At 72.1% G+C, this 24163-nt stretch carries 19 protein-coding genes, 1 pseudogene and 1 riboswitch; of the genes and pseudogenes, 11 read left to right on the top strand and 9 right to left on the bottom strand.

What is annotated here, in order from left to right; genetic code table 11:
• Positions 1 to 101: 101 nt before the first annotated feature.
• From ACH4C6_RS01285 to glgX, 3 genes are all read right to left on the bottom strand, one after another.
• Positions 102 to 1949: an ABC transporter ATP-binding protein gene (locus tag ACH4C6_RS01285; RefSeq protein ID WP_398106472.1), complete on the bottom strand. Its 1848-nt coding sequence runs from the start codon at positions 1947 to 1949 to the stop codon at positions 102 to 104.
• Entirely contained in the window at positions 1946 to 3754 is a 1809-nt protein-coding gene (locus tag ACH4C6_RS01280) for an ABC transporter ATP-binding protein (protein ID WP_398106471.1), read from the bottom strand. The genes ACH4C6_RS01285 and ACH4C6_RS01280 overlap by 4 nt, the downstream gene beginning before the upstream one ends.
• Before the next feature lie 133 nt (positions 3755 to 3887).
• Complete coding sequence (glgX, locus tag ACH4C6_RS01275; RefSeq protein WP_398106470.1) at positions 3888 to 6137, bottom strand: glycogen debranching protein GlgX; 2250 nt, start codon at positions 6135 to 6137, stop codon at positions 3888 to 3890.
• A gap of 189 nt (positions 6138 to 6326) precedes the next feature.
• Between glgX and ACH4C6_RS01270 the strand changes: the two genes are divergently transcribed.
• The 7 genes and pseudogenes from ACH4C6_RS01270 to ACH4C6_RS01240 all read left to right on the top strand — a co-directional run.
• Positions 6327 to 7571 (top strand): Ig-like domain-containing protein, encoded by a 1245-nt coding sequence (locus ACH4C6_RS01270; protein WP_398106469.1) that lies wholly within the window; start codon positions 6327 to 6329, stop codon positions 7569 to 7571.
• Positions 7572 to 7728: 157 nt separating this feature from the next.
• The gene (locus ACH4C6_RS01265) at positions 7729 to 8961 is read left to right on the top strand and encodes an Ig-like domain-containing protein (RefSeq protein WP_398106468.1); all 1233 of its coding nucleotides are present in this window, start codon (positions 7729 to 7731) and stop codon (positions 8959 to 8961) included.
• Between the two features lie 81 nt (positions 8962 to 9042).
• Entirely contained in the window at positions 9043 to 9810 is a 768-nt protein-coding gene (locus ACH4C6_RS01260; protein ID WP_398106467.1) for an enoyl-CoA hydratase/isomerase family protein, read from the top strand.
• 274 nt (positions 9811 to 10084) lie between these two features.
• Positions 10085 to 10588 carry an ATP-binding protein gene (locus ACH4C6_RS01255; RefSeq protein ID WP_398106466.1) on the top strand — a complete coding sequence of 168 codons (504 nt, stop codon included), beginning with the start codon at positions 10085 to 10087 and terminating at the stop codon, positions 10586 to 10588.
• Positions 10589 to 10674: 86 nt separating this feature from the next.
• Positions 10675 to 11853, top strand: a complete 1179-nt coding sequence (locus tag ACH4C6_RS01250) for a hypothetical protein (protein ID WP_398106465.1) — start codon at positions 10675 to 10677, stop codon at positions 11851 to 11853.
• A gap of 133 nt (positions 11854 to 11986) precedes the next feature.
• A complete protein-coding gene (locus ACH4C6_RS01245; RefSeq protein ID WP_190201287.1) occupies positions 11987 to 12199 on the top strand; it encodes an EF-hand domain-containing protein in 213 nt (70 codons plus the stop codon).
• A gap of 180 nt (positions 12200 to 12379) precedes the next feature.
• Positions 12380 to 13048 (top strand): annotated as a pseudogene (locus ACH4C6_RS01240) (NADPH-dependent F420 reductase); the annotation flags it as partial.
• A gap of 7 nt (positions 13049 to 13055) precedes the next feature.
• Here ACH4C6_RS01240 and ACH4C6_RS01235 read toward each other — a convergent pair.
• The 6 genes from ACH4C6_RS01235 to gcvT form a co-directional block, all read right to left on the bottom strand.
• Positions 13056 to 13613: a glycoside hydrolase family 25 protein gene (locus ACH4C6_RS01235; RefSeq protein WP_398106464.1), complete on the bottom strand. Its 558-nt coding sequence runs from the start codon at positions 13611 to 13613 to the stop codon at positions 13056 to 13058.
• A 130-nt stretch (positions 13614 to 13743) separates the two neighbouring features.
• Positions 13744 to 15156: an MFS transporter gene (locus tag ACH4C6_RS01230; RefSeq protein ID WP_398106463.1), complete on the bottom strand. Its 1413-nt coding sequence runs from the start codon at positions 15154 to 15156 to the stop codon at positions 13744 to 13746.
• Positions 15157 to 15269: 113 nt separating this feature from the next.
• The gene (locus ACH4C6_RS01225; RefSeq protein ID WP_398106461.1) at positions 15270 to 16637 is read right to left on the bottom strand and encodes an L-serine ammonia-lyase; all 1368 of its coding nucleotides are present in this window, start codon (positions 16635 to 16637) and stop codon (positions 15270 to 15272) included.
• A gap of 87 nt (positions 16638 to 16724) precedes the next feature.
• Positions 16725 to 17987 (bottom strand): serine hydroxymethyltransferase, encoded by a 1263-nt coding sequence (gene glyA, locus ACH4C6_RS01220; protein ID WP_398106460.1) that lies wholly within the window; start codon positions 17985 to 17987, stop codon positions 16725 to 16727.
• Between the two features lie 14 nt (positions 17988 to 18001).
• A complete protein-coding gene (gene gcvH / locus ACH4C6_RS01215; protein ID WP_086562694.1) occupies positions 18002 to 18379 on the bottom strand; it encodes a glycine cleavage system protein GcvH in 378 nt (125 codons plus the stop codon).
• A gap of 110 nt (positions 18380 to 18489) precedes the next feature.
• Positions 18490 to 19611: a glycine cleavage system aminomethyltransferase GcvT gene (gcvT, locus tag ACH4C6_RS01210; protein WP_398106459.1), complete on the bottom strand. Its 1122-nt coding sequence runs from the start codon at positions 19609 to 19611 to the stop codon at positions 18490 to 18492.
• 148 nt (positions 19612 to 19759) lie between these two features.
• A riboswitch (glycine riboswitch) is annotated at positions 19760 to 19859 on the bottom strand.
• A 222-nt stretch (positions 19860 to 20081) separates the two neighbouring features.
• On the opposite strand from gcvT, the gene ACH4C6_RS01205 reads away from it, so the two are divergent.
• From ACH4C6_RS01205 to ACH4C6_RS01190, 4 genes are all read left to right on the top strand, one after another.
• Positions 20082 to 20750: an AAA family ATPase gene (locus ACH4C6_RS01205; protein ID WP_398106458.1), complete on the top strand. Its 669-nt coding sequence runs from the start codon at positions 20082 to 20084 to the stop codon at positions 20748 to 20750.
• A gap of 361 nt (positions 20751 to 21111) precedes the next feature.
• The gene (locus ACH4C6_RS01200; RefSeq protein WP_398106457.1) at positions 21112 to 21900 is read left to right on the top strand and encodes an enhanced serine sensitivity protein SseB; all 789 of its coding nucleotides are present in this window, start codon (positions 21112 to 21114) and stop codon (positions 21898 to 21900) included.
• Between the two features lie 125 nt (positions 21901 to 22025).
• The gene (locus tag ACH4C6_RS01195) at positions 22026 to 22826 is read left to right on the top strand and encodes an enhanced serine sensitivity protein SseB C-terminal domain-containing protein (protein ID WP_398106456.1); all 801 of its coding nucleotides are present in this window, start codon (positions 22026 to 22028) and stop codon (positions 22824 to 22826) included.
• A 331-nt stretch (positions 22827 to 23157) separates the two neighbouring features.
• Positions 23158 to 24156 carry an ABC transporter permease gene (locus tag ACH4C6_RS01190; RefSeq protein ID WP_398106455.1) on the top strand — a complete coding sequence of 333 codons (999 nt, stop codon included), beginning with the start codon at positions 23158 to 23160 and terminating at the stop codon, positions 24154 to 24156.
• The last annotated feature ends 7 nt before the right edge of the window (positions 24157 to 24163 follow it).

Below are 24163 nucleotides of genomic sequence, written 5' to 3'. Positions count from 1 at the left end.
CGCGAGGAGTTTCCCTCGGTCCGGGACGGGTGTCGACCCCGTCGCGGGAGCCCGACGGGAACGGGCCCCGGGGGGCGCGGGGCGCCGGGGGCCCGCGCCCTCTACGTCAGGCTGTCCCGCCAGGCCCGGTGCAGGTCCGCGAACCTGCCCGTGCCGCCGACGAGTTCGGCCGGGGTGCCGTCCTCGACGACCGCGCCCCGCTCCATCACCAGGACACGGTCCGCGATCTCGACCGTCGACAGCCGGTGCGCGATCACCACCGCCGTACGGCCCTTCAGCACCGTCGCCATCGCCCGCTGCACCGCGCGCTCGCCCGGGACGTCCAGCGAGCTGGTCGCCTCGTCGAGGATCAGCACCGCCGGATCGGCGAGCAACGCCCGTGCGAACGCCACCAGTTGCCGCTGCCCGGCCGAGATGCGCCCACCCCGCTTGCGGACGTCGGTGTCGTAGCCGTCGGGCAGCGCGGCGATGAAGTCGTGCGCACCGATGGCCTTCGCCGCCTGCTCCATCTCCGCGCGGGTCGCGTCGGGGCGGCCGATCGCGATGTTGTCGGCGACCGTGCCCGAGAACAGGAAGGCCTCCTGCGTCACCATGACCACCCCGCGCCGCAGTTCGGGCACGGCCAGGTCGCGCAGATCGACGCCGTCGAGCAGCACCCGGCCCTCGGAGGGGTCGTAGAACCGGGCCAGGAGCTTGGCCAGGGTCGACTTGCCCGCGCCCGTGGAGCCCACGACCGCGACCGTCTGGCCGGCCGGGATCGTCAGGTCGAAACGGGGCAGGATCTCGCCACCCGTGCGGTAGGCGAAGCGCACGCCGTCGAAGACGACCTCGCGGCCCGGGTGCTCGCCCGGCAGCGGCGGCAGCTGCCGCGGGTGCGCCGGCTCGGGCACGGAAGGGGTCTGCGCCAGCAGGCCCGCGATCTTCTCCAGGGACGCCGCCGCCGACTGGTACGAGTTGAGGAACATCCCGAGCCGGTCGATCGGGTCGTACAGCCGCCGCAGGTAGAGCACCGCAGCCGCCAGCACGCCGAGGGCGAGCGTGCCGTCCGCGACCCGGTGCGCGCCCCACAGCACGATCCCCGCCACCGCCGTGTTCGCGATCAGACGCGAGCCGGTGACGTAGCGGGCCATCTCCAGCAGCGCGTCGCCGTTGGTCCGCTCGTGCCGCCGGTTCAGCACGCCGAACTCGGCGTCGTTGACGGCCTCGCGGCGGAAGGCGCGCACCGGCCGGATGCCGTTCATCGTCTCGACGAACCGGACGATGACGGCGGCGATGGCGGTCGAGCGCGCACGGTACACCCGCCCCGCCCGCCGCTGGTACAGCCGCACGAGCGCGTACAGCGGCACCAGCGAGGCCACCGCCACACCCCCGAGGCCGAGATCCAGCCACAGCAGCATCGCCGAGATGTAGACGAACGACAGGACGACCGTCACCAGCTCCTGCAGGCCCTCGTCCAGCAGCTCGCGCAACGACTCCACGTCCGTCGTGGCGCGCGAGATGAGCCGGCCCGAGGTGTAGCGCTCGTGGAAGTCCACACTCAGCGCCTGCGCGTGCCGGAAGATCCGGCCCCGCAGGTCCAGCAGCACGTCCTGGCTGACCCGGGCCGCCGCGGCGACGAAGGCGAACTGCAGCCCGCCCGCCGCCAGCGCACAGGCCAGGTACCCGGCGGCCACCGCGATCAACGGCCCGTGGTCCTGCCCCCGGAAGGCCGGAACGGCCCGGTCGATGGCGTACGCCACGAGCAGCGGACCCGCCTGCACGACCGCCTGCTGCACCAGCAGCAGCAGCGTCGTCACCACGACCCGGGCCCTCAGCGGCGCGAGCAGGGAACGCAGCAGCGCGGCGGTCGCGCCCGGCGGCGTGGGCAGGAGGTCCTGGTCGAAGGGGTCACCGGCGGCCGCCGGGCCCCCGGGCCGCCGGTCGGCCGGTGCGGTGGTGGGCGCCGTCATCGTCCGTCCCCCTCTTCCCCCGCCGGCTCCCCGGCCATCAGATGCGCGTACTCGGCGCTGGTGCGCAGCAGTTCGTGGTGGGTGCCGACCGCGGTGATCCGGCCGCCGGACAGCAGGGCGACACGGTCGGCGAGCAGCACGGTCGACGGGCGGTGCGCCACGATCAGGGCCGTGGTGTCCGCGAGCACCTGCCGCAGGGCCGCCTCCACGGCGGCCTCCGTGTGCACGTCCAGGGCCGACAGCGGATCGTCCAGGACGAGGAACTCCGGCTGCCCGACGACCGCCCGGGCCAGGGCCAGGCGCTGGCGCTGCCCGCCGGACAGGCTCAGGCCCTGCTCGCCGACCCGGGTGTCCGCGCCCTGCGGCAGCGCGTGCACGAAGTCGGCCTGCGCCACGGCCAGGGCGCGCCCCAGGTCGGCCGCCGAGGCGGTGTCACCGGCGCCCATCAGGACGTTCTCGCCCACCGAGGTCGAGAACAGCGTGGGCTCCTCGAACGCCACCGCGACCTTCGCCCGCAGGGCGTCCCTCGACAGCTCGGTGATGTCGGTGCCGTCGAGGGTGATGCGCCCCGAGGTGACCTCGTAGAGCCGCGGCACGAGAGCCGTGAGGGTGGTCTTGCCGCTGCCGGTGGTGCCGACCAGGGCCATGGACTCGCCGGGGCGGATGTGCAGGTCGATGTCGCGCAGGACCGGCGGGGAGCCGGGTGGGGCGTCGGGGTAGCGGAAGGTGACGCCGTGGAAGCGCAGGCCCCTGTCCGCGGGGACCGGTCCGGCGGGGGCGGGACGCGCCGGGAGCACGGCGGACGCGGTTCCCTCGGCCTTCTCGTCCATCACCTCGAAGTACCGCTCGGTGGCGGTCGCGGCCTCCTGGCTCATCGCCAGCAGGAAGCCGATCGACTCCACCGGCCAGCGCAGTGCCAGCGCCGTCGACAGGAACGCCACCAGCGTCCCCGCGGACAGCGCCCCGTCGGCGACCTGCACGACACCCACCACCAGCGCGGCCCCGATCGCCACCTCGGGCAGCGTGACGATCACGCCCCAGATGGCCGCCAGCAGCCGCGCCTTGCGCAGCTCCGTGCCGCGCAGCGTACGCGACAGGTCCCGGAACGCCGTCGCCTGACTGCGGTGGCGGCCGAAACCCTTGATGATGCGGATGCCGAGCACGCTCTCCTCGACGACCGTCGTCAGGTCGCCGACCTGGTCCTGGGCGCGCCGGGCCACCGCCGCGTAGCGCTTCTCGAAGATCACGCACATGACGACGACGGGCACCGCGGGCCCGAGGACGACCAGCCCGAGTGTGGCGTCCTGGAGCAGCATGATGACCACGCCGACCAGAATCGTCACGCCGTTGACCAGCAGGAACGTCAACGGGAAGGCGAGGAACATGCGCAGCAGCATCAGGTCCGTCGTCCCCCGGGACAGCAACTGCCCCGAGGCCCACCGGTCGTGGAAGGCCACCGGCAGCCGCTGGAGGTGGCGGTAGAGATCCGCCCGCATCGACGCCTCGACCCGGGACAGCGGGCGCGCCACCAGCCACCGCCGCAGCCCGAACAGCAGGGCCTCCGCGAACCCGAGGAGCAGCAGGTACAGGGCGCCGAGCCACACGCCGGCCGGGTCCCGGCCGGCGATCGGCCCGTCCACCATCCACTTCAGCACGAGCGGGATGACCAGCCCCACGCAGGAGGCCAGTATCGCGACGAACGCGGCCGTGAACAGCCGCACCCGCACGGGGCGCACGTACGGCCACAGGCGCAGCAGCGAACGCACGGCGGAGCGGTCGGGGGCGGGGGCGGGTGTCGTGGGCATCAGCAGCGAGCCTACGGTTCACCACTGACGCTGCCCACCGGATTTCCGCCCGGTCCGCCTCGGTCCCCGGTCCTACGACCTGCCGGTTCGAGCGGCCGGTCCGGGGCGTCCGGAGGACAGCGGCCGGAGGGTGTCATCCCGCCACGCGCAGAAGCAGCACCGCCCGGGCCGGCATCGTGATCTCCGCCCCGGCCGGGTGCTCGACGCCCGGCGCCCGCCCCTGCTCCTCCAGGCTCGTGTCCACGACCACCTCGTACCGCTCCGCCCACGGCGGCCCCGGCAGCACGAAGCTCACCGGGCCCTCGCCCGCGTGCAGCACGGCCAGGAAGCTGTCGTCGAGGACCTGGTCCCCGTGCTCGTCCCGGCCCGGGATGTCCCGGCCGGACAGGTACATCCCGAGTGTGGCCGCCGGCGCGTACCAGTCCTGCTCGGTCATCTCCGTGCCCCGGGAGGTGAACCAGGCCAGATCGCGCAGCCCGTCGGCGGAGTGCGCCCGGCCGGAGAAGAACGCCCGGCGGCGCAGCACGGGGTGGCGGTGGCGCAGCGCTATCAGCCGGGAGGTCAGCTGGAACAGGGCCTGCCAGCCGGGTTCGTCGAGCAGCCCCCAGTCCAGCCAGCTGATCTCGTTGTCCTGGCAGTAGGCGTTGTTGTTCCCGCGCTGGGTGCGGCCCAGTTCGTCGCCGGCGACCAGCATGGGCACGCCCGTGGACAGCAGCAGCGTGGTGAGCAGGTTGCGCAGCTGCCGGCGGCGCAGGGCGAGGACGTCCTCGTCGCCGGTCTCGCCCTCCGCGCCGCAGTTCCAGGCTCGGTTGTCGTCCGTGCCGTCGCGGTTGCCCTCGCCGTTGGCCTCGTTGTGCTTGCGCTCGTAGGAGACCAGGTCGCGCAGCGTGAACCCGTCGTGCGCGGTGATGAAGTTGACCGACGCGTAGGGCCGGCGCCCGCCCCAGGCGTACAGGTCGCTGGAGCCGGACAGGCGGTAACCCATCTCGCGGACGTCCGGCAGCGCGTGCCGCCAGAAGTCCCGCACGGCGTTGCGGTACCGGTCGTTCCACTCCGTCCACAGCGGCGGGAACGCGCCCACCTGGTAGCCGCCCGACCCCACGTCCCAGGGCTCGGCGATCAGCTTCACCCGGCGCAGCACCGGGTCCTGGGCGATCACCGCCAGGAACGGGGAGAGCATGTCGACGTCGTGCATCGAGCGGGCCAGCGCCGCCGCCAGGTCGAAGCGGAAGCCGTCGACGCCCATCTCGGTGACCCAGTAGCGCAGCGAGTCCGTGATCAGGCGCAGCACGTGCGGCTGGACCACGTGCAGGGTGTTGCCGCAGCCGGTGTAGTCGGCGTAGCGGCGGGCGTCGTCCTGGAGGCGGTAGTAGCCGCGGTTGTCGATGCCCTTCAGCGACAGCGTCGGGCCCAGCTCGCCGGCCTCCGCGGTGTGGTTGTAGACCACGTCCAGGATGACCTCGATGCCGGCCGCGTGCAGGGCGCGCACCATCCGCTTGAACTCGCCGACCTGCTGGCCCCGGGTGCCGGAGGCGGCGTAGGCGGCGTGCGGGGCGAAGTAGCCGACGGAGTTGTAGCCCCAGTAGTTGCGCAGGCTGCGGCGCAGCAGGTGGTCCTCGTGCGCGAACTGGTGCACCGGCAACAGCTCCACCGCCGTCACGCCGAGCTTCACCAGGTGCTCGATCGCGGCCGGGTGGGCGAGGCCGGCGTAGGTGCCGCGCAGCTCCCCGGGGATGTCCGGGTGCAGCTGTGTGAAGCCCTTGACGTGCAGCTCGTAGATCACCGAGTCCGCCCACGGCGTCTTGGGACGCCGGTCGTCCGCCCAGTCGTCGTCGTCGTGCACGACGACGCCCTTCGGTACGTACGGCGCCGAGTCCCGGTCGTCGCGCACGGTGTCGGCGACGTGCTGCTGCGGCCAGTCACGGACGTGCCCGTACACCTCGGGCGGCAGCCCGAAGTCGCCGTCGACCGCCCGGGCGTACGGATCCAGGAGCAGCTTCGCGGGGTTCCAGCGGGCACCGGTCCACGGGTCCCAGCGCCCCTGCACCCGGTAGCCGTAGCGCTGGCCGGGCAGGACGCCCGGCACGAAGCCGTGCCATATCCCGTGGGTCAGTTCGGCCAGACGCACCCGGGACTCCTTGCCCGCCTCGTCGAACAGGCACAGCTCCACCCCCTCGGCCCCGCCCGCCCACAACGCGAAGTTGGTCCCGGCCACTCCTGCCGGGCCGGCCCGGAACCGGGCGCCCAGCGGTGTCGGCGCGCCCGGCCGGGCGGGCACGACGGGCGGCGGCGCGGCCCTCCGCGCCCCGTTCACGGAGGCCTGGCGCCCCTCCTCGGTGGCCCGACGACCGGCCACCGCCTCCTGCTCGGCTGCGCTGGACACCTGTCAGCCTCCCGCGGCTCGTGGAACGACGGGGAACAGGGGGGTGCGGCCCTGGTGCTGCGGCCCGGGTCGCGGCTCCCCTGCGCGCCGTCCTCCCCACTGTTCTGCCCAGAGCATGGGTCGCACTCACGTTTCCCCGGAGGCGGGCATGGTCGTTTCCCGGGGGCGCGGCCGGTCGTTGGGCACCCCGTGAGGCACGTACAAGGGCGCGCGCGGCGCGCGAGGGCCGCGCTGGCCGCCGTAGTGACATGGGCAGGGCTCCTCGCCGGGGCCACCGGCTGTACCTCGGACGACGGCGGCGGCATCGCCGGTGCCTTCGGTGCGCCCCGGGCGCCCGGGGACGTCATCGAGGTCTCGCCCGGCGACGGGAGCAGGGGTGTGCGCCCCGGCAGGAAGCTGCGGGTGCGCGTGTCCGAGGGGCGGCTGGAGTCGGTGAAGGCCGTCCGCTCCCAGGACGCCCAGGACACGCCGGTGCCCGGGCGGATCTCCGCCGACGGCCTGAGCTGGGAGCCGCGGGAGGACCGGCTGGCGCTGGCCGCCAAGTACACGGTCGACGCGGTGGCCGTGGACGCCGGCGGGCGCCGCTCGGCCCGGCACACCACCTTCACCACCTACGTCCCGGGTGAGCGCTTCATCGGCTACGTCGCCCCGGAGCACCGCGCCACGGTCGGCACCGGGATGATCGTCTCGCTGGCGTTCAACCGGGCGATCTCGGACCGGGCCGCCGTGGAGCGCGCGGTGACCGTGACCGCCCGCCCGCCCGTCGAGGTCCGTCCGCACTGGTTCGGCCGCACCCGCCTCGACTTCCGCCCCGAGCACTACTGGAAGCCGGGCACCAAGGTCACCGTCTCGCTGCGCCTGCGGGACGTCGAGGGCGCACCCGGCGTCTACGGCCTGCAGCACAAGGCGTTCGCGTTCACGGTCGGCCGCAGCCAGGTCTCGGTCGTCGACGCCGCCGCCCACTCCATGGAGGTGCGGCGCGACGGCGAGCCGCTGGCCACCGTGCCCGTGACGGCGGGGGCCCCGAGGACGACCACCTACAACGGCAAGATGGTGGTGACCGAGATGCTCGACGTCACCCGGATGAACGGCGCCACGGTCGGCTTCAAGAAGCGCGACGGCAAGGGCGAGTACGACATCCCGGACGTCCCGCACGCCATGCGCCTGACCGACTCGGGCACGTTCCTGCACGGCAACTACTGGGCCCACCGCTCGGTCTTCGGCCGCACCAACGTCAGCCACGGCTGCATCGGACTGCGCGACGTGAAGGGCGGCGGCTCGGACACCCCGGCCGGCTGGTTCTTCGACCGCAGCCTCGTCGGGGACGTGATCGAGGTCGTCAACAGCAATGACAAAAAGGTTGCTCCCGACAATGGGCTCGGAGGATGGAATATGGGCTGGAATGCATGGAAGGCGGGCAGTGCGGTGAAGTAGCCCGACACGGGGGCGGGTTGACCCGGCGGTCCGTTGGGACCGAACAGTGACAATCGCGGGCCGCCGGGGCCGGGCGACCAGTGGTTACTATTCGCCGGTGCGCGGGGGTCACGCGCCGGGGAGCGGGCCTGGTCAGGCCCTGGGAGGGGAGAACCACGTGAACGGGCGACCGATATCGGGGGCGTCGGTTGGGCGCAGGAGGGGACGTCTCGCACTGGCCGTGGGCGCGCTGCTGTTCGCCGTGACGGCGTGCGGGGGCGGGGACACGAACTCGGGTTCCGGCTCGGGTGGCCGCGAGGGCAAGGACTCGGGCAGCGCGCAGAGCAAGCAGTCCGAGGCCGTCGTCGGCATCGCCCCGAAGGACGGCGCGAAGTCCGTCGACACCAGCGGCGCGCTGAAGGTCACCGCCGCCAAGGGCAAGCTGACCGAGGTCCTGGTCAAGGACTCCGAGGGCGAGAGGATCGACGGGAAGATATCCGCCGACGGCGCCACCTGGACGCCGTCCACGCACCTGGCCGGCGCGACCAAGTACACCGTCCACGCGGTCGCCAAGGACTCCGCGGGCCGCACGGCCGCGGAGGACGCCGACTTCACCACGCTGACCCCGCAGAACACCTTCATCGGCACCTTCACCCCGGAGGACGGTTCGAAGGTCGGGGTCGGGATGCCGTTCTCGGTCCGCTTCTCGCGGGGCATCACCCACCCCGACGCCGTCGAGCGGGCCATCCGCATCCGGACCGAGCCCGCCGTCGAGGTGGAGGGCCACTGGTTCGGCAACGACCGCCTCGACTTCCGCCCCGAGAAGTACTGGAAGCCCGGTACCAAGGTGACCGTCGACTTCGCCCTCGACGGCGTCGAGGGCCGGCCCGGCGTCTACGGCGAGCAGGACAAGAAGGTCGAGTTCACCATCGGCCGCAACCAGGTCTCCGTCGTCGACGCCAAGAAGCTCACGATGAAGGTCACCCGCGACGGCCGGACCGTCAAGACGATCCCGGTCACCACCGGCAAGCCCGGCATGGAGACCTGGAACGGCCAGATGGTCGTCAGCGAGATGCTGAAGGTGACCCGGATGAACGGCGAGACCGTCGGCTACGGCGGCGAGTACGACATCAAGGACGTCCCGCACGCCGTGCGCCTGACCACCTCCGGCACCTTCCTGCACGGCAACTACTGGGCGAGCGGCGCCTTCGGCGAATACAACGCGAGCCACGGCTGCATCGGACTGCGCGACGTGCGCGGCGGCTGGGACAAGAAGGTGCCCGCCGCGTGGTTCTTCGACAACTCGATGGTCGGCGACGTCGTGGTCGTCAAGAACTCCGAGGACCGCACCGTGGACCCGGACAACGGACTCAACGGCTGGAACATGTCGTGGGAGAAGTGGAAGAAGTAGCACCCCGCAGCTGACGGCAGGGCCCCGGTGTGACGGACCGCACCGGGGCCCCGCCCGTTAATCCCCGTTAACCTGCTGCCCATGACCGTCTCTCTCGAAGTCGCCGAAGGCGTCGGCACGCTCCGGCTGGACCGACCGCCCATGAACGCGCTGGACATCGCCACGCAGGACCGGCTCAAGGAACTCGCCGAGGAGGCCACGCGCCGCGAGGACGTGCGCGCCGTGGTGATCTACGGCGGCGAGAAGGTGTTCGCGGCCGGCGCGGACATCAAGGAGATGCAGGCGATGGACCACACCGCGATGGTCCTGCGCGCCCGCGCCCTCCAGGACGCGTTCACCGCGGTGGCCCGGATCCCCAAGCCGGTCGTCGCGGCCGTCACCGGCTACGCGCTGGGCGGCGGCTGCGAGCTCGCCCTGTGCGCGGACTTCCGCATCGCCGGGGAGAACGCCAAGCTCGGCCAGCCGGAGATCCTGCTCGGCCTGATCCCCGGCGCGGGCGGCACCCAGCGCCTGGCCCGCCTGGTCGGCCCGTCCAAGGCCAAGGACCTCATCTTCACGGGCCGGATGGTCAAGGCCGACGAGGCCGAGCGGATCGGCCTGGTCGACCGGGTCGTGCCGGCCGACGAGGTGTACACGCAGGCCCACGCCTGGGCGGCCCGGCTGGCGCAGGGTCCCGCCCTGGCGCTGCGCGCGGCCAAGGAGTCGGTCGACACCGGGCTGGAGACGGACATCGACACCGGCCTGGCGGTGGAACGGAACTGGTTCGCCGGCCTGTTCGCCACCGAGGACCGCGAGCGCGGCATGCGCAGCTTCGTCGAGGAGGGACCGGGCAAGGCGAAGTTCCTCTGAACATCCCTCCAGGGGCTTGCAATTGACACGATGTCTGATCCGGGGTCCCTCGAAGGGGCGGTTTATGGCAGCCTTAGCGCAGCCTTAAGCCCGTCTGGCCGAGGGAGCCCGTCGATTGCCCCGCAAAGGGACGTTCCAGCAGGTCGGAGGGGGCGCTGACGACCCCGACGTGCCTCTGGCACATGCCGGGGGACCACCTGGCGGGGGGCCGTCCCCCGGAGTGCGTTGCCCGGGAACGGCCTCCTCAGCCCTGCCCGGCGGCCATGATGGGGGCATGGCGGGGCTGGAGGGTACGGAACAGCCGCGGGGGCACGCTCGTGCGGCCGCGGCACGCTGGTCGCCGGCGGTCGAGGACGAACACGCGACGCGCGCACTGGAGTTGTACGGCAACCCGACGGAGGCGGAGGTCCCGCTGCCGTCCCGCCCCGAGTCCGCGGCCACCGCCCGGCGCCTCGCCCAGGTCGTGATCCTGCGCCAGTGGGGGCTCACCCCCCGGACCACGGAGGACGCCGTGCTGCTCGTCTCCGAACTGGTCGGCAACGCCGTCCGCCACACCGGCGCCCGCGTCTTCGGGCTCCGCATGCACCGGCGCCGGGGCTGGATCCGGGTCGAGGTGCGCGACCCGTCCCGGGGGCTGCCCTGCCTGATGCCGGTCCAGGACCTGGACCTCAGCGGCCGGGGCCTGTTCCTCGTCGACAAGCTGGCCGACCGCTGGGGCGTCGACCTGCTGCCGCGGGGCAAGACCACCTGGTTCGAGATGCGGGTCGCCGAGCGCTGACGGCCGCAGGCCCCGGGGCATGCCTCACCCGGCCGCCGTACGGACGAATCGCCCGTTTCCGGGGCACCAGGCCCTTGAATGGTCCGATGCACCGCCATCTCGCCAAGAGCGCCCTCGTCGCGGGCGCCGTCGCCGCCGTCCTCGCCGCCTGCGGCGCCCCCAGCGGGGAACGGGCCGCCGAGACCCGCGGCACCCGGGCCGCCGTGCCCGCCCCGCCCGAGAAGAGGCCCGTCGACGGCCTGCCCGGCATGCCGCCCGTGCTCGACCCCCGGGACGTGTACGCGGCCGACCGCCCCGGCAGGCTGTCGCCCGTGGTGAAGGACTTCCCCTCCCGGGTGTACGTCCCCAACACCGAGTCCGACACGGTGTCCGTCATCGACCCCGGTACCTACGAGATCGTCGACACGATCAAGGTGGGCCGGCAGCCCCAGCACGTCGTGCCCTCCTGGGACCTCAAGACGCTGTGGGTCAACAACAACCGGGGCCACACCCTCACCCCGATCGACCCGAGGACGGGCAGGGCCGGCAAGGAGGTCGACGTCCACGACCCCTACAACCTCTACTTCACCCCCGACGGCAAGTACGCCGTCGTGATGGCCTCCCTCGACCGCGAACTGGTCTTCCGCGACCCGCACACCATGCGGATCGAGAAGACCGTCCCGGTCTCCTGCTACGGCGTCAACCACGCCGACTTCTCCCTCGACGGCCGCTACTTCATCGTCTCCTGCGAGTTCAGCGGCGAACTCCTCAAGGTCGACACCGCGAGGAGGGAGGTCGTCGCACAGCAGCGGCTGCCGTTCGAGGGCGCCATGCCGCAGGACGTGAAGCTCTCGCCCGACGGCAAGCGGTTCTACATCGCGGACATGAAGGCCGACGGCATGTGGGTCCTCGACGGCGACAGGTTCACCGAACCCACCCTGCTGCCCACCGGCAAGGGCACCCACGGCCTGTACGTCAGCCGGGACTCGCGCGAGATGTACGTGTCCAACCGCGGTGAAGGCACGATCTCCGTCTTCGACTTCCACCGGAACGAGCTGACCAAGAAGTGGAAACTGCCCGGCGGCGGCAGCCCCGACATGGGCGGTGTCTCCGCCGACGGCAAGGTGCTGTGGCTGTCCGGCCGCTACGACGCCGAGGTGTACGCCCTCGACACCCGCACCGGGGCCCGGCTCGCCCGCATCGCGGTCGGCAGCGGCCCGCACGGCCTCGCCGTCTACCCCCAGCCCGGCCGCTACTCCCTCGGCCACACCGGCGTCTTCCGGTGAGGCGCGTCGTCCTCCGGTGAGGCGTGCGAGGTCCGGCGGTGGTCGCCGCGCCGGCGTTCCCGGCGGGCGGATAACCTGACCTCCGTCATACCCGCGTCACGAGGACGCGCAGCACGAGAAGAGGGGCGGATCGGTGGCGGACATCGAGGAAGCACGCAAGCAGTTCGAGCGGATCGATACGGACGGTGACGGCTACATCACCGCTGCCGAGTTCAAGACCGCCCTGGCACAGTCGGGCGACTGGAACGTCACCGAGTCGGTCGCCGAGGTCGTCATCAAGACCCGCGACCTGGACGGCGACAAGCAGCTCAGCTTCGACGAGTTCTGGGCCTACCTGAACAAGTAGGGCCGCCGCGGCGCACGCCGTCCCGGCAGGGGCCCGCTCCATGCCCGGACCGGGCCCTTCGGCGTGCCCGGGGGAGGTCTTCGGCCGTCCGGGCGAGGAGCGGAATAGCCGGCCCGCCGCCGAGGTTGTCGCCGGTCGCAGACCTTTGGCCGGCGTTACCGACCCCCGGAAGGGCGAGGCGAGGACATGAAGATCGGCATCATCGGAGCGGGCAACATCGGCGGCAACCTGACCCGGCGGCTCACCGCACTCGGTCACGACGTGTCCGTCGCCAACTCCCGCGGACCGCACACGCTGACGGCCCTGGCCGAGGAGACCGGCGCGACGCCCGTGCCCGTCGAGGAGGCGGCCCGGGGCGCGGAGGTGGTCGTGGTGACCATCCCGCTGAAGGCCGTCCCCGACCTGCCCTCCGGCGTGCTCGACGGCGCCGCCGAGGGCGCGGCCGTCGTCGACACCGGCAACTACTACCCCCGGCAGCGCGACGGCCGGATCGCCGGGATCGAGGACGAGGGCCTCACCGAGAGCCGCTGGACCGAGCGGCAGCTCGGCCACCCCGTGATCAAGGCGTTCAACGGCACCTACGCCCAGGACATCCTGGACCGCCACCGCCCGGCCGGCGATCCCGGCCGCATGGCCCTGCCGGTGGCCGGCGACGACGAGCGGGCCAAGCGCACGGTGCGGGCCCTGATCGACGAGCTGGGCTTCGACACCGTCGACGCGGGCGGCCTCGACGACTCCTGGCGCCAGCAGCCCGGCACCCCGGTGTACGGACTGCGCGCCGGCACGGACGAGGTCGCCGAGGCGCTCGCGGAGGCGTCCCCGGAGCGCACGGCGGACTTCCGCGGCTAGGGCCCGCTCACGCGCCCTCGGCCCACTCGCGCAGGGCCGCCCTGCTCTCGAAGGCGGCGACGTTCCTGTCCAGGGGGTCGTCGGTGTACTGGTGGAAGCGCCACTTCGCCTTGATCCGGGGCTTGCCCGCGCTCACGTAGTCGGCGATCCACAGACCGTCGCCCGCGTAGGAGCTCGTGTCGACGTTGAGCCAGAAGTCGCGGTTGCAGTAGAGCACCACGCGGTTGTCCGGGCGCAGTTCCTTCAGTTTGCGCAGGAAGCGGTCCTTCTCGGCGTTGCTCGCGCGCGTCCCGTCGCCGGTCCTCTCCCAGTCGACGGCGAGCACGTCGCCCGCCCGGTCCGGTGCCTTGCCGAGGAAGTACTCGGCCTGGTCGGTGAGGTTGCCGGGCCACAGGAAGTGGTAGAAGCCGACGACCAGTCCGGCGTCCCGCGCCCGCTTCGTCTGCGCGGCCAGTCTCGGGTTGACGTAGGAGCGGCCCTCCGTCGCCTTGACGAAGACGAAGGACAGGCCCTCCGTGGAGTAGGACGAGGACTGGTAGGCGCTCACGTCGATTCCGCGCAGCATGGGGGGCTCCCTCGGGTTCCGGTGGGGCGGAAGTGCACTCGGGTGGAGGGTTGTTGTATGCCCGCCGCCGACGGCCGTACGCCGGGCGCGCGGAGGTGCGCGGCCCGGCGGAGGTGCGCGCCGGACGGACTCAGGGAGCGGCGGAGGCGGCGGGTGCCGGGCTCTGCGACGAGGCCGGACCGGGCTCCCCGTCGTCCAGGGAGACGTGCCTGGTCTCCTTGCCGAGCAGGAGCGCGACCAGCGTGAGCAGCGCCATCCCGGACAGGTAGACGCCCACCAGCCACGGCGAGCCGTCCCCGGTCTCCCAGAGCGCCACGGCGATGAACGGGGCGACCGCCGCCCCCAGGATCGAACTGACGTTGTACGAGATGCCCGACCCGGTGTAGCGGACGCTGGTCGGGAACAGCTCGGGCAGCAGCGCGCCCATCGGACCGAAGGTGAGGCCCATCAGGGTGAAGCCCAGCACGAGCCACAGCACCACGCCCGGCGTGCCCAGGCCGATCAGCGGCACCCAGACCAGCCCGAAGACGACGATGGCGGCGGTGATCCAGACGAGGGTGGTGCGCCGCCCGTAGCGGTCCGCGAGGGGGCCGGAGACCAGGGTGAACGCGGCGAAGAACAGCACACCGAAGATCATCATGAGGACGAACGTGGTGTAGTCGTAGCCCAGTCCGGGCACGGCGGCGTCCTCGGGGGTGCGGCCGTAGCTCAGCGAGAACGTCGTCATCAGGTAGAAGAGCACGTAGGTCGCCAGCATGATGAACGTGCCGAGGACCAGCTGCCTGCCGTGGCTGCGCACCACCGTGGCCAGCGGCAGCCGCCGCACCCCGCCCGTGGCGCGGGTCCTGGTGAACACCGCCGACTCGACGAGCCGCGAGCGCACCCACAGCCCGATGGCGACCATCACGGCGGAGAAGAGGAACGGCACCCGCCAGCCCCAGCTGACGAAGGCGTCCGAGGGCTGCGAGGGGTCGGCGCCCGCCGCGGACGGCAGCAGCGCGCCCATGGCCAGGAACAGCCCGTTGCCGATGATGAAGCCGAACGGGGCGCCCAGTTGCGGGAAGGTGCCGTACAGGGCCCGCTTGCCGCGCGGGGCGTTCTCGGTGGCGACCAGGGCCGCGCCGCTCCACTCGCCGCCGAGCGCGAAGCCCTGCGCGAGCCGCATCAGCACCAGCAGCGCGGTGGCCACCCAGCCGGCCTGGGCGTAGGTGGGCAGCACGCCGATGAGGAACGTGGCGATGCCCATGGTCAGCAGCGAGGCGACGAGGGTCTTCTTGCGGCCGAGACGGTCACCGAGGTGCCCGAAGACGACGGCCCCGACCGGCCGGGCGACCATCGCGGCGCCGAAGACGGCGAAGGACGACAGCAGCGCGGTGGTCGGGTCGCTGCTCGGGAAGAACAGCTGCGGGAAGACGAGCACCGCGGCCGTCGCGTAGATGTAGAAGTCGTAGAACTCGATCGTCGTGCCGATGAGGCTGGCGACGAGGACGCGCGAGCGCGGGTTGACGGGTGCCGGGGCTGAACCGGAGGCAGGAGCGGACATCGATCGGTCTTTCACGCGCGAAACATGGCACGTACAACGATGTCAGCCATCTTGTTGCGCGGTACGGCCCTCTCGCGATGTGAGACGCGGTCGGGCCGTGCCGTCCGGCCCGCTCAGCACTCGATGATGTTCACCGCCAGCCCGCCCCGGGCCGTCTCCTTGTACTTGACCGACATGTCGGCGCCGGTGTCCTTCATCGTCTTGATGACCTTGTCCAGGGACACCTTGTGGGAGCCGTCGCCGCGCATCGCCATGCGCGCGGCGGTGACGGCCTTGACCGCCGCCATGCCGTTGCGCTCGATGCACGGGATCTGGACCAGCCCGCCGACCGGATCGCAGGTGAGCCCGAGATTGTGCTCCATGCCGATCTCCGCGGCGTTCTCGACCTGCTCGGGCGAGCCGCCGAGGACCTCCGCGAGGGCTCCCGCGGCCATCGAGCAGGCGGAGCCGACCTCGCCCTGGCAGCCGACCTCGGCGCCGGAGATCGAGGCGTTCTCCTTGAACAGCATGCCGATCGCGCCCGCGGCGAGCAGGAAGCGGACCACGCCCTCCTCGTCGGCGCCGGGCACGAAGTTCACGTAGTAGTGCAGCACCGCCGGGATGATGCCGGCCGCGCCGTTCGTGGGGGCCGTGACGACCCGGCCGCCGGCCGCGTTCTCCTCGTTCACGGCCATCGCGTAGAGGGTGATCCACTCCATGGCCAGGGCCTGCGGGTCGCCCTCGGAGCGCAGCTTGCGGGCGGTGTTGGCGGCCCGGCGGCGCACCTTCAGACCGCCGGGCAGGATCCCCTCACGCGACATACCGCGCGCCACGCACGCCTGCATCACGCGCCAGATCTCCAGCAGCCCCGCGCGGATCTCCTCCTCGGTGCGCCAGGCCCGCTCGTTCTCCAGCATCAGCGCGGAGATGGACAGGCCGGTCTCCTCGGTGAGGCGCAGCAGCTCGTCACCGGTGCGGAAGGGGTACTTCAGCACGGTGTCGTCGAGCTTGATGCGGTCCGCGCCGACGGCGTCCTCGTCGACGACGAACCCGCCGCCCACCGAGTAGTACGTCTTCGTCAGCAGCTCCGCGCCCGAGGCGTCGTACGCCCACAGCGTCATGCCGTTGGCGTGGTACGGCAGGGCCTTGCGGCGGTGCAGGACCATGTCGTCGTCGAAGGAGAAGGCGATCTCGTGCTCGCCGAGCAGGTTCAGCCGGCCGCCGGTCCTGATCGCCTCCACCCGCTCGTCGGCGGTCTCCACGTTCACCGTGCGCGGGGAGTCGCCCTCCAGGCCGAGCAGGACCGCCTTGGGCGTGCCGTGGCCGTGGCCGGTGGCGCCGAGCGAGCCGTACAGCTCCGCGCGGACCGAGGTCACGGACTCGAGGAGCTCCTCGTTGCGCAGCCGCCGGACGAACAGGCCGGCCGCGCGCATCGGGCCGACGGTGTGCGAGCTGGACGGGCCGATGCCGATCGAGAACAGGTCGAAGACCGAGATGGCCACGGGGGAACTCCTGACTACGGGGGTGGTGCCAAGGGGGTGGGCGCCGCGCCCGCTTGTGGCCGGCGCGGCGCCCGAAAGGTTTCTTCGTTACTTGTTCAGACCCGGGTACAGCGGGTGCCGGTCGGCCAGGGCCTTCACCCGGGCCTTGAGGGCCTCCGCGTCGTACGACGGCTTCAGCGCCTCGGCGATGACGTCGGCGACCTCGGTGAAGGCCTCGGCGTCGAAGCCGCGGGTGGCCAGGGCCGGGGTGCCGATCCGCAGACCGGACGTCACCATCGGCGGACGCGGGTCGTTCGGGATCGCGTTGCGGTTGACGGTGATGCCGATCTCGTGGAGCCGGTCCTCGGCCTGCTGCCCGTCCAGCTCGGAGTCGCGCAGGTCGACCAGGACCAGGTGCACGTCCGTGCCGCCGGACAGCACGTCCACGCCCACGGCCCGGACGTCGTCCTTCACCAGACGCTCGGCCAGGATGCGGGCACCCTCCAGCGTACGGCGCTGGCGCTCCTTGAAGTCGTCCGAGGCGGCGACCTTGAAGGCGACGGCCTTGGCGGCGACCACGTGCTCCAGGGGGCCACCCTGCTGACCGGGGAAGACGGCGGAGTTGATCTTCTTGGCCAGCTCGGCCGTGGAGAGGATCACACCGCCGCGCGGGCCGCCGAGGGTCTTGTGCGTCGTGGTGGTGACCACGTGCGCGTGCGGCACCGGGTTGGGGTGCAGCCCGGCCGCGACAAGACCGGCGAAGTGGGCCATGTCGACCATCAGGTACGCGCCGACCTCGTCCGCGATCCGGCGGAACTCGGCGAAGTCCAGCCGGCGCGGGTAGGCCGACCAGCCGGCCACGATCAGCTTCGGACGGGACTCCTTGGCCAGCCGCTCGACCTCGGCCATGTCGACCCGGCCGTCGTCGCCCACGTGGTAGGCGACGACGTCGTAGAGCTTGCCGGAGAAGTTGATCTTCATGCCGTGGGTCAGGTGACCGCCGTGGGCGAGGTTCAGGCCCATGATGGTGTCGCCCGGCTTGAGCAGCGCGAACATGGCGGCCGCGTTGGCCTGGGCGCCGGAGTGCGGCTGCACGTTGGCGTGCTCGGCGCCGAACAGCTCCTTCACGCGGTCGATCGCGATCTGCTCGACCACGTCGACGTGCTCGCAGCCGCCGTAGTAGCGGCGGCCCGGGTAGCCCTCGGCGTACTTGTTGGTCAGGACCGAGCCCTGCGCCTCCATGACCGCGACCGGGGCGAAGTTCTCCGAGGCGATCATCTCGAGCGTGGACTGCTGACGGTGCAGCTCGGCGTCGACCGCGGCGGCCACGGCCGGGTCGAGCTCGTGCAGGGGGGTGTTCAGGACGGACATACGGCTACGACTCCTCAGCCGGCGGAGAACGCGGTGTACTCGTCGGCGGAGAGCAGGTCGCCCGGCTCGTCCGTGACGCGCACCTTGAACAGCCAGCCGCCCTCGAAGGGGGCCGAGTTCACCAGCGAGGGGTCGTTCACGACGTCCTCGTTGACCTCGGTGACCTCACCGGAGACCGGCGAGTACAGGTCGGACACCGACTTGGTCGACTCCAGCTCGCCGCAGGTCTCGCCCGCGGACACCGTGTCACCGACCTCGGGGAGCTGGACGAAGACCACGTCGCCGAGCGCGTTGGCCGCGTGCTCCGTGATGCCGACCGTCGACACGCCGTCCTCGGCGGCCGACAGCCACTCGTGCTCCTTGCTGTAGCGCAGCTGCTGGGGGTTGCTCATGGCCTGAATTCTCCTGTTACGCGCGGGAGTGCTGTGAAAAAGGGGGACGGGAGACTGCTCGTGAACCGGGTGACGGTGGCCGGGCCGCACGGGCGGCCCACGGCCAGTGTCTACTTCTGCCGCTTGTAGAACGGCAGCGCCACGACCTCGTACGGCTCGTGACTGCCCCGGATGTCCACACCCACGCCGGGCGTGCCGGGCGCGGCGTGCGCGGCGTCGACGTAGGCCATGGCGATCGGCTTGCCCAGGGTGGGGGAGGGGGCGCCGGAGGTGACCTCGCCGATCACCTCGCCGCCGGCGACCACGGCGTACCCGGCGCGGGGGACGCGGCGGCCCTCGGCGACCAGGCCGACCAGCACGCGCGGCGGGTTCTGCTCGGCCCGGGCGGCGGCCTCGCGCAGGGCCTCGCGGCCCACGAAGTCGCCCTCCTTCTCGAACTTCACCACGCGGCCGAGACCGGCGTCGAAGGGAGTCAGGGAGGTGGTGAGCTCGTGCCCGTACAGCGGCATGCCCGCCTCCAGGCGGAGCGTGTCGCGGCAGGACAGGCCGCAGGGGACCAGCCCGGCGCCCTCGCCGGCCTCGGTCAGCGCCTGCCACAGCTCGACGGCGTGCTCCGGCTTCACGAACAGCTCGAAGCCGTCCTCGCCGGTGTAGCCGGTGCGGGCGATCAGGGCGGGGACCCCGGCGACGGTGCCCGGCAGACCGGCGTAGTACTTCAGCCCGTCGAGGTCCGCGTCGGTCAGGGACTTCAGGATCCCGGGGGACTCAGGGCCCTGGACGGCGATCAGCGCGTAGGCGTCCCGGTCGTCGCGCACCTCGGCGTCGAAGCCGGCGGCGCGCTCGGTCAGCGCGTCCAGGACGACCTGGGCGTTGGAGGCATTGGCGACGACCATGAACTCGGTCTCGCCCAGCCGGTAGACGATCAGGTCGTCGAGGATGCCGCCGTCGGCCCGGCAGATCATGGTGTAGCGGGCGCGGCCCGGCTTCACACCGCCGATGTTGCCCACCAGGGCGTGGTCGAGGAGGGCGGCGGCCTGCGGGCCGGTGACGGTGATCTCGCCCATGTGGGAGAGGTCGAACAGCCCGGCCCTGGTGCGCACGGCGAGGTGCTCGTCGCGCTCGGAGCCGTAGCGCAGGGGCATGTCCCAGCCGGCGAAGTCGGTCATCGTCGCGCCGAGCGAACGATGCAGGGCATCGAGCGCGGTGTGACGGAGTTCTCCTGTACTGCTCACGGTCGGTCGTCTCCCAAGGCGATGACGGGGGCGAGGTCGTTCCTCCCCATCTGTCATCGGAACCTGAGAGGTTCGCCATGACCGCGCCGGTCCATGGCTTGCACCTTGGGTGGGACCGCCCTGGCAGCGGCCCGCTTTTCAGATGTGCCTCGCCCGCGCGGTAACGGGGCCTGAGAGATTCAAGGGAGGGACTTGCTCCTTCGGCGCCCCAGCGTCAGCGGTGCTGGGAACTCTCCCGCGCGGATTCAAACGGCCGGTATGCAGTTGGCGCGCACATCATTGCACGCATCCTTCCGGCGCGGCAGGGGGACCTTTCTCAGCAAGTGCGCTGTCCCGCGCGCCGGGCCCGGAGAGCTGTGGCAGCCCTGTTGCAGGAACCGGACCGAAATGAGAGGCCTGCGGCATTACCTTCTCTTTACACTCGGCGGGGACGGTACCGGCGTACCTGGCTCCAGGGGAGGACGATCACGGTGAACAGGACCAGGGCGTACGCCGCGACCACGGGCATCGCGTTGCCCGGGCAGCCGGCGGTGCCGGCCCGGGCGGCCCGGGGCACGGTGCCGGCGCCCACCGTCCGTGACCTGCGCGAGCGCGCCGGGCGCGGTCCGCGCACGCTGGTGTTCGGCTCCCGCGACGTCGTCGTGGTCACCGGGCTGCCCGGCAGCGGCAAGTCCACGCTGATGCGGCGCGCCGTCCCGGGCCGGCGCGTCGACTCCCAGGACGCCCGCGACCGCTGGGAGCGCCGCGTACCCCGCTTCCTGCCCTACGGGGTCTACCGCCCGCTGGTCCGCCTCTCCCACTACGCCGGGCTGCGCCGCGCCCTGCGCACCGGCGAAGGACTCGTGGTGCACGACTGCGGCACCCAGGCGTGGGTGCGCCGCTGGCTCGCCCGCGAGGCACGCCGCCGGGGCGGCGCCCTGCACCTGCTCCTCCTCGACGTCACGCCGCAGCAGGCCCTGGCCGGCCAGCGGGACCGGGGCCGCGGCGTCTCCCGCTACGCCTTCCGCCGCCACCGCGCGGCCACGGACCGCCTGCTGCGCGCGGTGGAGAACGGCCGCCTCCCACGAGGCTGCGCCTCGGCCACCCTGACCGACCGCGCCACAGCAGCAACCCTCCACCGCATCACCTTCACCCCCTGACCCCAGCCCCCTCCCGCCCCTCAGCGAGCCAGACCACCGCGCGCACGGCACCCGCCTGTCAGGGGCGCGGGGGACTGCGCGAGCAACCCCCGACAACCCGCACCCACCCACCGACCCCGGCCCTCCAGGGGCGCGGGGAACGGCGCGAACAACCCCCGACAACCCGCACCCACCCACCGGCCCTGCCGGCACCCACGGACAACTGGCCTCGGCCCCCCCAGCGCAGCTACCCCCGCACCCCTGCCCCCCCGGGCACACACCCACCCCCAACCGCCCCACCCCCGGAGGGCCCCGCACGGAGATCCCCCAAACCGTTAGCCTGCTGACGGCACTGGCAGTGGCTCGAGGCAGGCGGTAGGACATGGACGTTCCGGCGGAGTTCCCGGCCGGCTTCCCGGCGCACACGCAGACCCATCCGACCGGAGGATGGCCCGGCAACGAGCTGGAGGAGGTCCTCTCGGCCTCCCTGGGCGCCGGACCCGCGGCCGGCGGCCGGATCGTCGAGGTGCTGGGGCGGAGCTTCGTCTGGGTCCCGCTGCCCAACGGCGGCGGCCCGCACAGCGGCCCCCTCGACCTGCCGGCCGTCGAGATCGACGGCCAGGCGTACGTGCCCGTGTTCAGCTCGGAGGAGCAGTTCCGCCTCGCCGCCGGCGCGCACATGTCATACACGATCGCCCCCGCCGTGGAGTTCGCCCGCGGACTGCCCCCGCACGCCGGCCTCGTGATCAACCCCGGCGGCGTGGTCGGCATACCCCTGCCGCCCCCCGCCGTCGCCGAGCTGTGCCGGGCCGGGCGCACCCCGCTCGACGGGCCCGCGGGCGGCGGCCGCGTCCGCCTCTTCGAACCCGACTGGCAGGACGACCCGGTGGACTTCCTCGCCGCCGCCTCGGCCGAGTTCGGGGCTACCGGTGTCGTCGTCACCGCCCGCCGCTGCCTCGCCGCGATCGAGACCGCCGACCCCGTGATGTTCGTGGGCGTCGAAGTCTCCTCGTGGGAAGGCGACCTGCGCGCCCTGCCCCTGGAGGCGCTCACCCGGGCCGTCACCGCCGTCCCCACCCCCTGGCCGGTCAACCTGGTGCTCCTGGACGTCACGGAGGACCCGGTGGGCACCTGGATGAGAGAGCGGGTCCGGCCCTTCTACCAGCGGTAGCGGCCGGCACGGCGGCCCGGCGTACCACCGCCCGCGCCCGTACCGCCGCGCGCGGGCAAGTCCCGAGCCGGTGGGCGGGCTTAAGCTAGGTCACGGTCGAGGCGTTGTACGAAGGGGCGGTAAAGGTGAGCGCGAGCGGCACGGCCGCGGCCGGACAGGTCGAGCACATGCTGCGCCAGGTCACGCCCGGGCGCTACGACGCCTACGAGGCACTCCTGCGCGCGCTCGCGACCCCGCACACCGGCCAGATCTGGATGCTCCTGTGGCACGGCCAGGCCGGCTCCCCGGACGCCCAGTACGGGAAGATGGAGGTCGACGGCCACGGCTACGCGCCGTGCGTCACCTCCGCCCAGGAGCTGTCCGCCAGCGGCTGGAACCGCTCCTACGAGGTGATCGACGGGCTCGACGTGGCCCGCGCCCTCTACCCCGACCACTACGGCCTCTGGCTCAACCCGCACGCCCCCGGCGGCGGCCTCGGCATCCCCTGGCTCGACCTGCGCCGGATCGCCACGGGCCTGGACCGCCAGCCGGCCGGTCCGCTGCGGCTGTCCGAACCGGCCATCGAGATCCCCCAGTTCTACGCCCTGCTCGCGCAGAACGCCCACCGCACCCCGGCCGTCCGCTCCCTGCGCCGCGCCTGGGTGCAGCCCGCGCTCGGCGCGCCGTACCTCGCCATCGGGCTGGACGTGTACGACACCTCGCCGCCGGCCGTGGACGCCGTACGCGCGATGATGCAGCAGTCCCTCGGCGCCGTGCCGGACGGTCTGCCCGTCTCGACGGTCGCCATGTCGGACGAGCACGACCCGGTCGCCATGTGGCTGCGGGCCAAGGCGCGCCCCTTCTACGACCGCGAGGCGCACGCCACCGCCCCCGCCCAGGCCCCCGCGTCCGGCTACGGCTACCCTCCCGCGCAGGGCAGGTTCTGAGGCCCCGGCGGGCCTGCCGCCGACCCCGTTCAGAAGGTGAAGGAAGCTCACCTCTCCGCGCGTAGATGAGAGCAGTACGGGTGGGTTCGCCCTAAAATCCCCCTACTACGCCGCGTCCGACCCCCGTTACCCGCTGTCCGGATAACGGAACCCCCCAGACAGCATCACGTTTACGCATCCATTCACCGCCAAGTCTGGCAACAGATCGCCAAAGCGTTGAAGACTCCCGGCAAGACACGGACCGGTCGGTCGCGTGTACGAGACAAACAACACCGCTACAGCGGCAGCCAGGGGGTCGGCGATCGCCGGCCCGAGAGGGGTCAATCGCACCGTGACCGCACCGATCGAGACCACCGGGGCGGAAGCCGGAGCACAGCCCGAGGCCGTGCTCTCCGGGGTCAAGAAGAGCCAGATCGAGGGGCGTTCGCTCACCCAGATCGCCTGGATGCGCTTCAAGCGGGACAAGGTGGCGATGGCGGGAGGCGTCGTCGTCATCCTGCTCGTGCTGATGGCGATCCTCTCGAAGCCGATCCAGTGGGTCTTCGGCCTCGATCCCAACAAGTTCAACCAGGACCTCATCGACCCGGCGCTGCTCGCGCCCAAGGGCGGCTGGGGCGGCATGAGTTGGGACCACCCGCTGGGCGTGGACCCCCAGTACGGCCGTGACATGCTCGCGCGCATCATCGACGGCTCCTGGGTCTCCCTGCTGGTCGCGGGCGGCGCCACGCTGCTGTCCGTCTGCATCGGCACCGTGCTCGGTGTCGTCGCCGGGTACTACGGCGGCTGGATCGACAGCGTCATCAGCAGGCTGATGGACACCTTCCTGGCCTTCCCGCTGCTGCTGTTCGCCATCTCGATCTCCGCCTCCGTGCAGGACGGGTTCTTCGGTCTCGACGGCCTGTCCCTGCGCATCAGCGTGCTGATCTTCGTCATCGGCTTCTTCAGCTGGCCGTACATCGGCCGCATCGTGCGGGCCCAGACCATGACCCTGCGCAAGCGGGAGTTCATCGAGGCCTCCACGAGCCTCGGGGCGCGCGGCCCGTACATCCTGTTCCGCGAGCTGCTCCCGAACCTCGTCGCGCCGATCCTCGTCTACGCGACGCTGATCATCCCGACGAACATCCTGTTCGAGGCCGCGCTGAGCTTCCTCGGCGTCGGTATCGCTCCGCCGCAGGCCTCCTGGGGCGGCATGCTCAGCAACGCTGTGGATCTCTACACGGCTGATCCGCAGTACATGTTCGTGCCCGGACTGGCGATCTTCATCACCGTCCTGGCCTTCAACCTGCTGGGTGACGGGCTGCGTGACGCCCTCGACCCTCGCAGCAAGTGATCCATCG

It is taken from the genome of Streptomyces sp. NPDC017943 (assembly GCF_044328425.1).
In the GTDB taxonomy this organism is placed as follows: Bacteria; Actinomycetota; Actinomycetes; order Streptomycetales; family Streptomycetaceae; genus Streptomyces; species Streptomyces djakartensis_A.
This window is presented reverse-complemented; position numbering and strand designations above follow the sequence as displayed.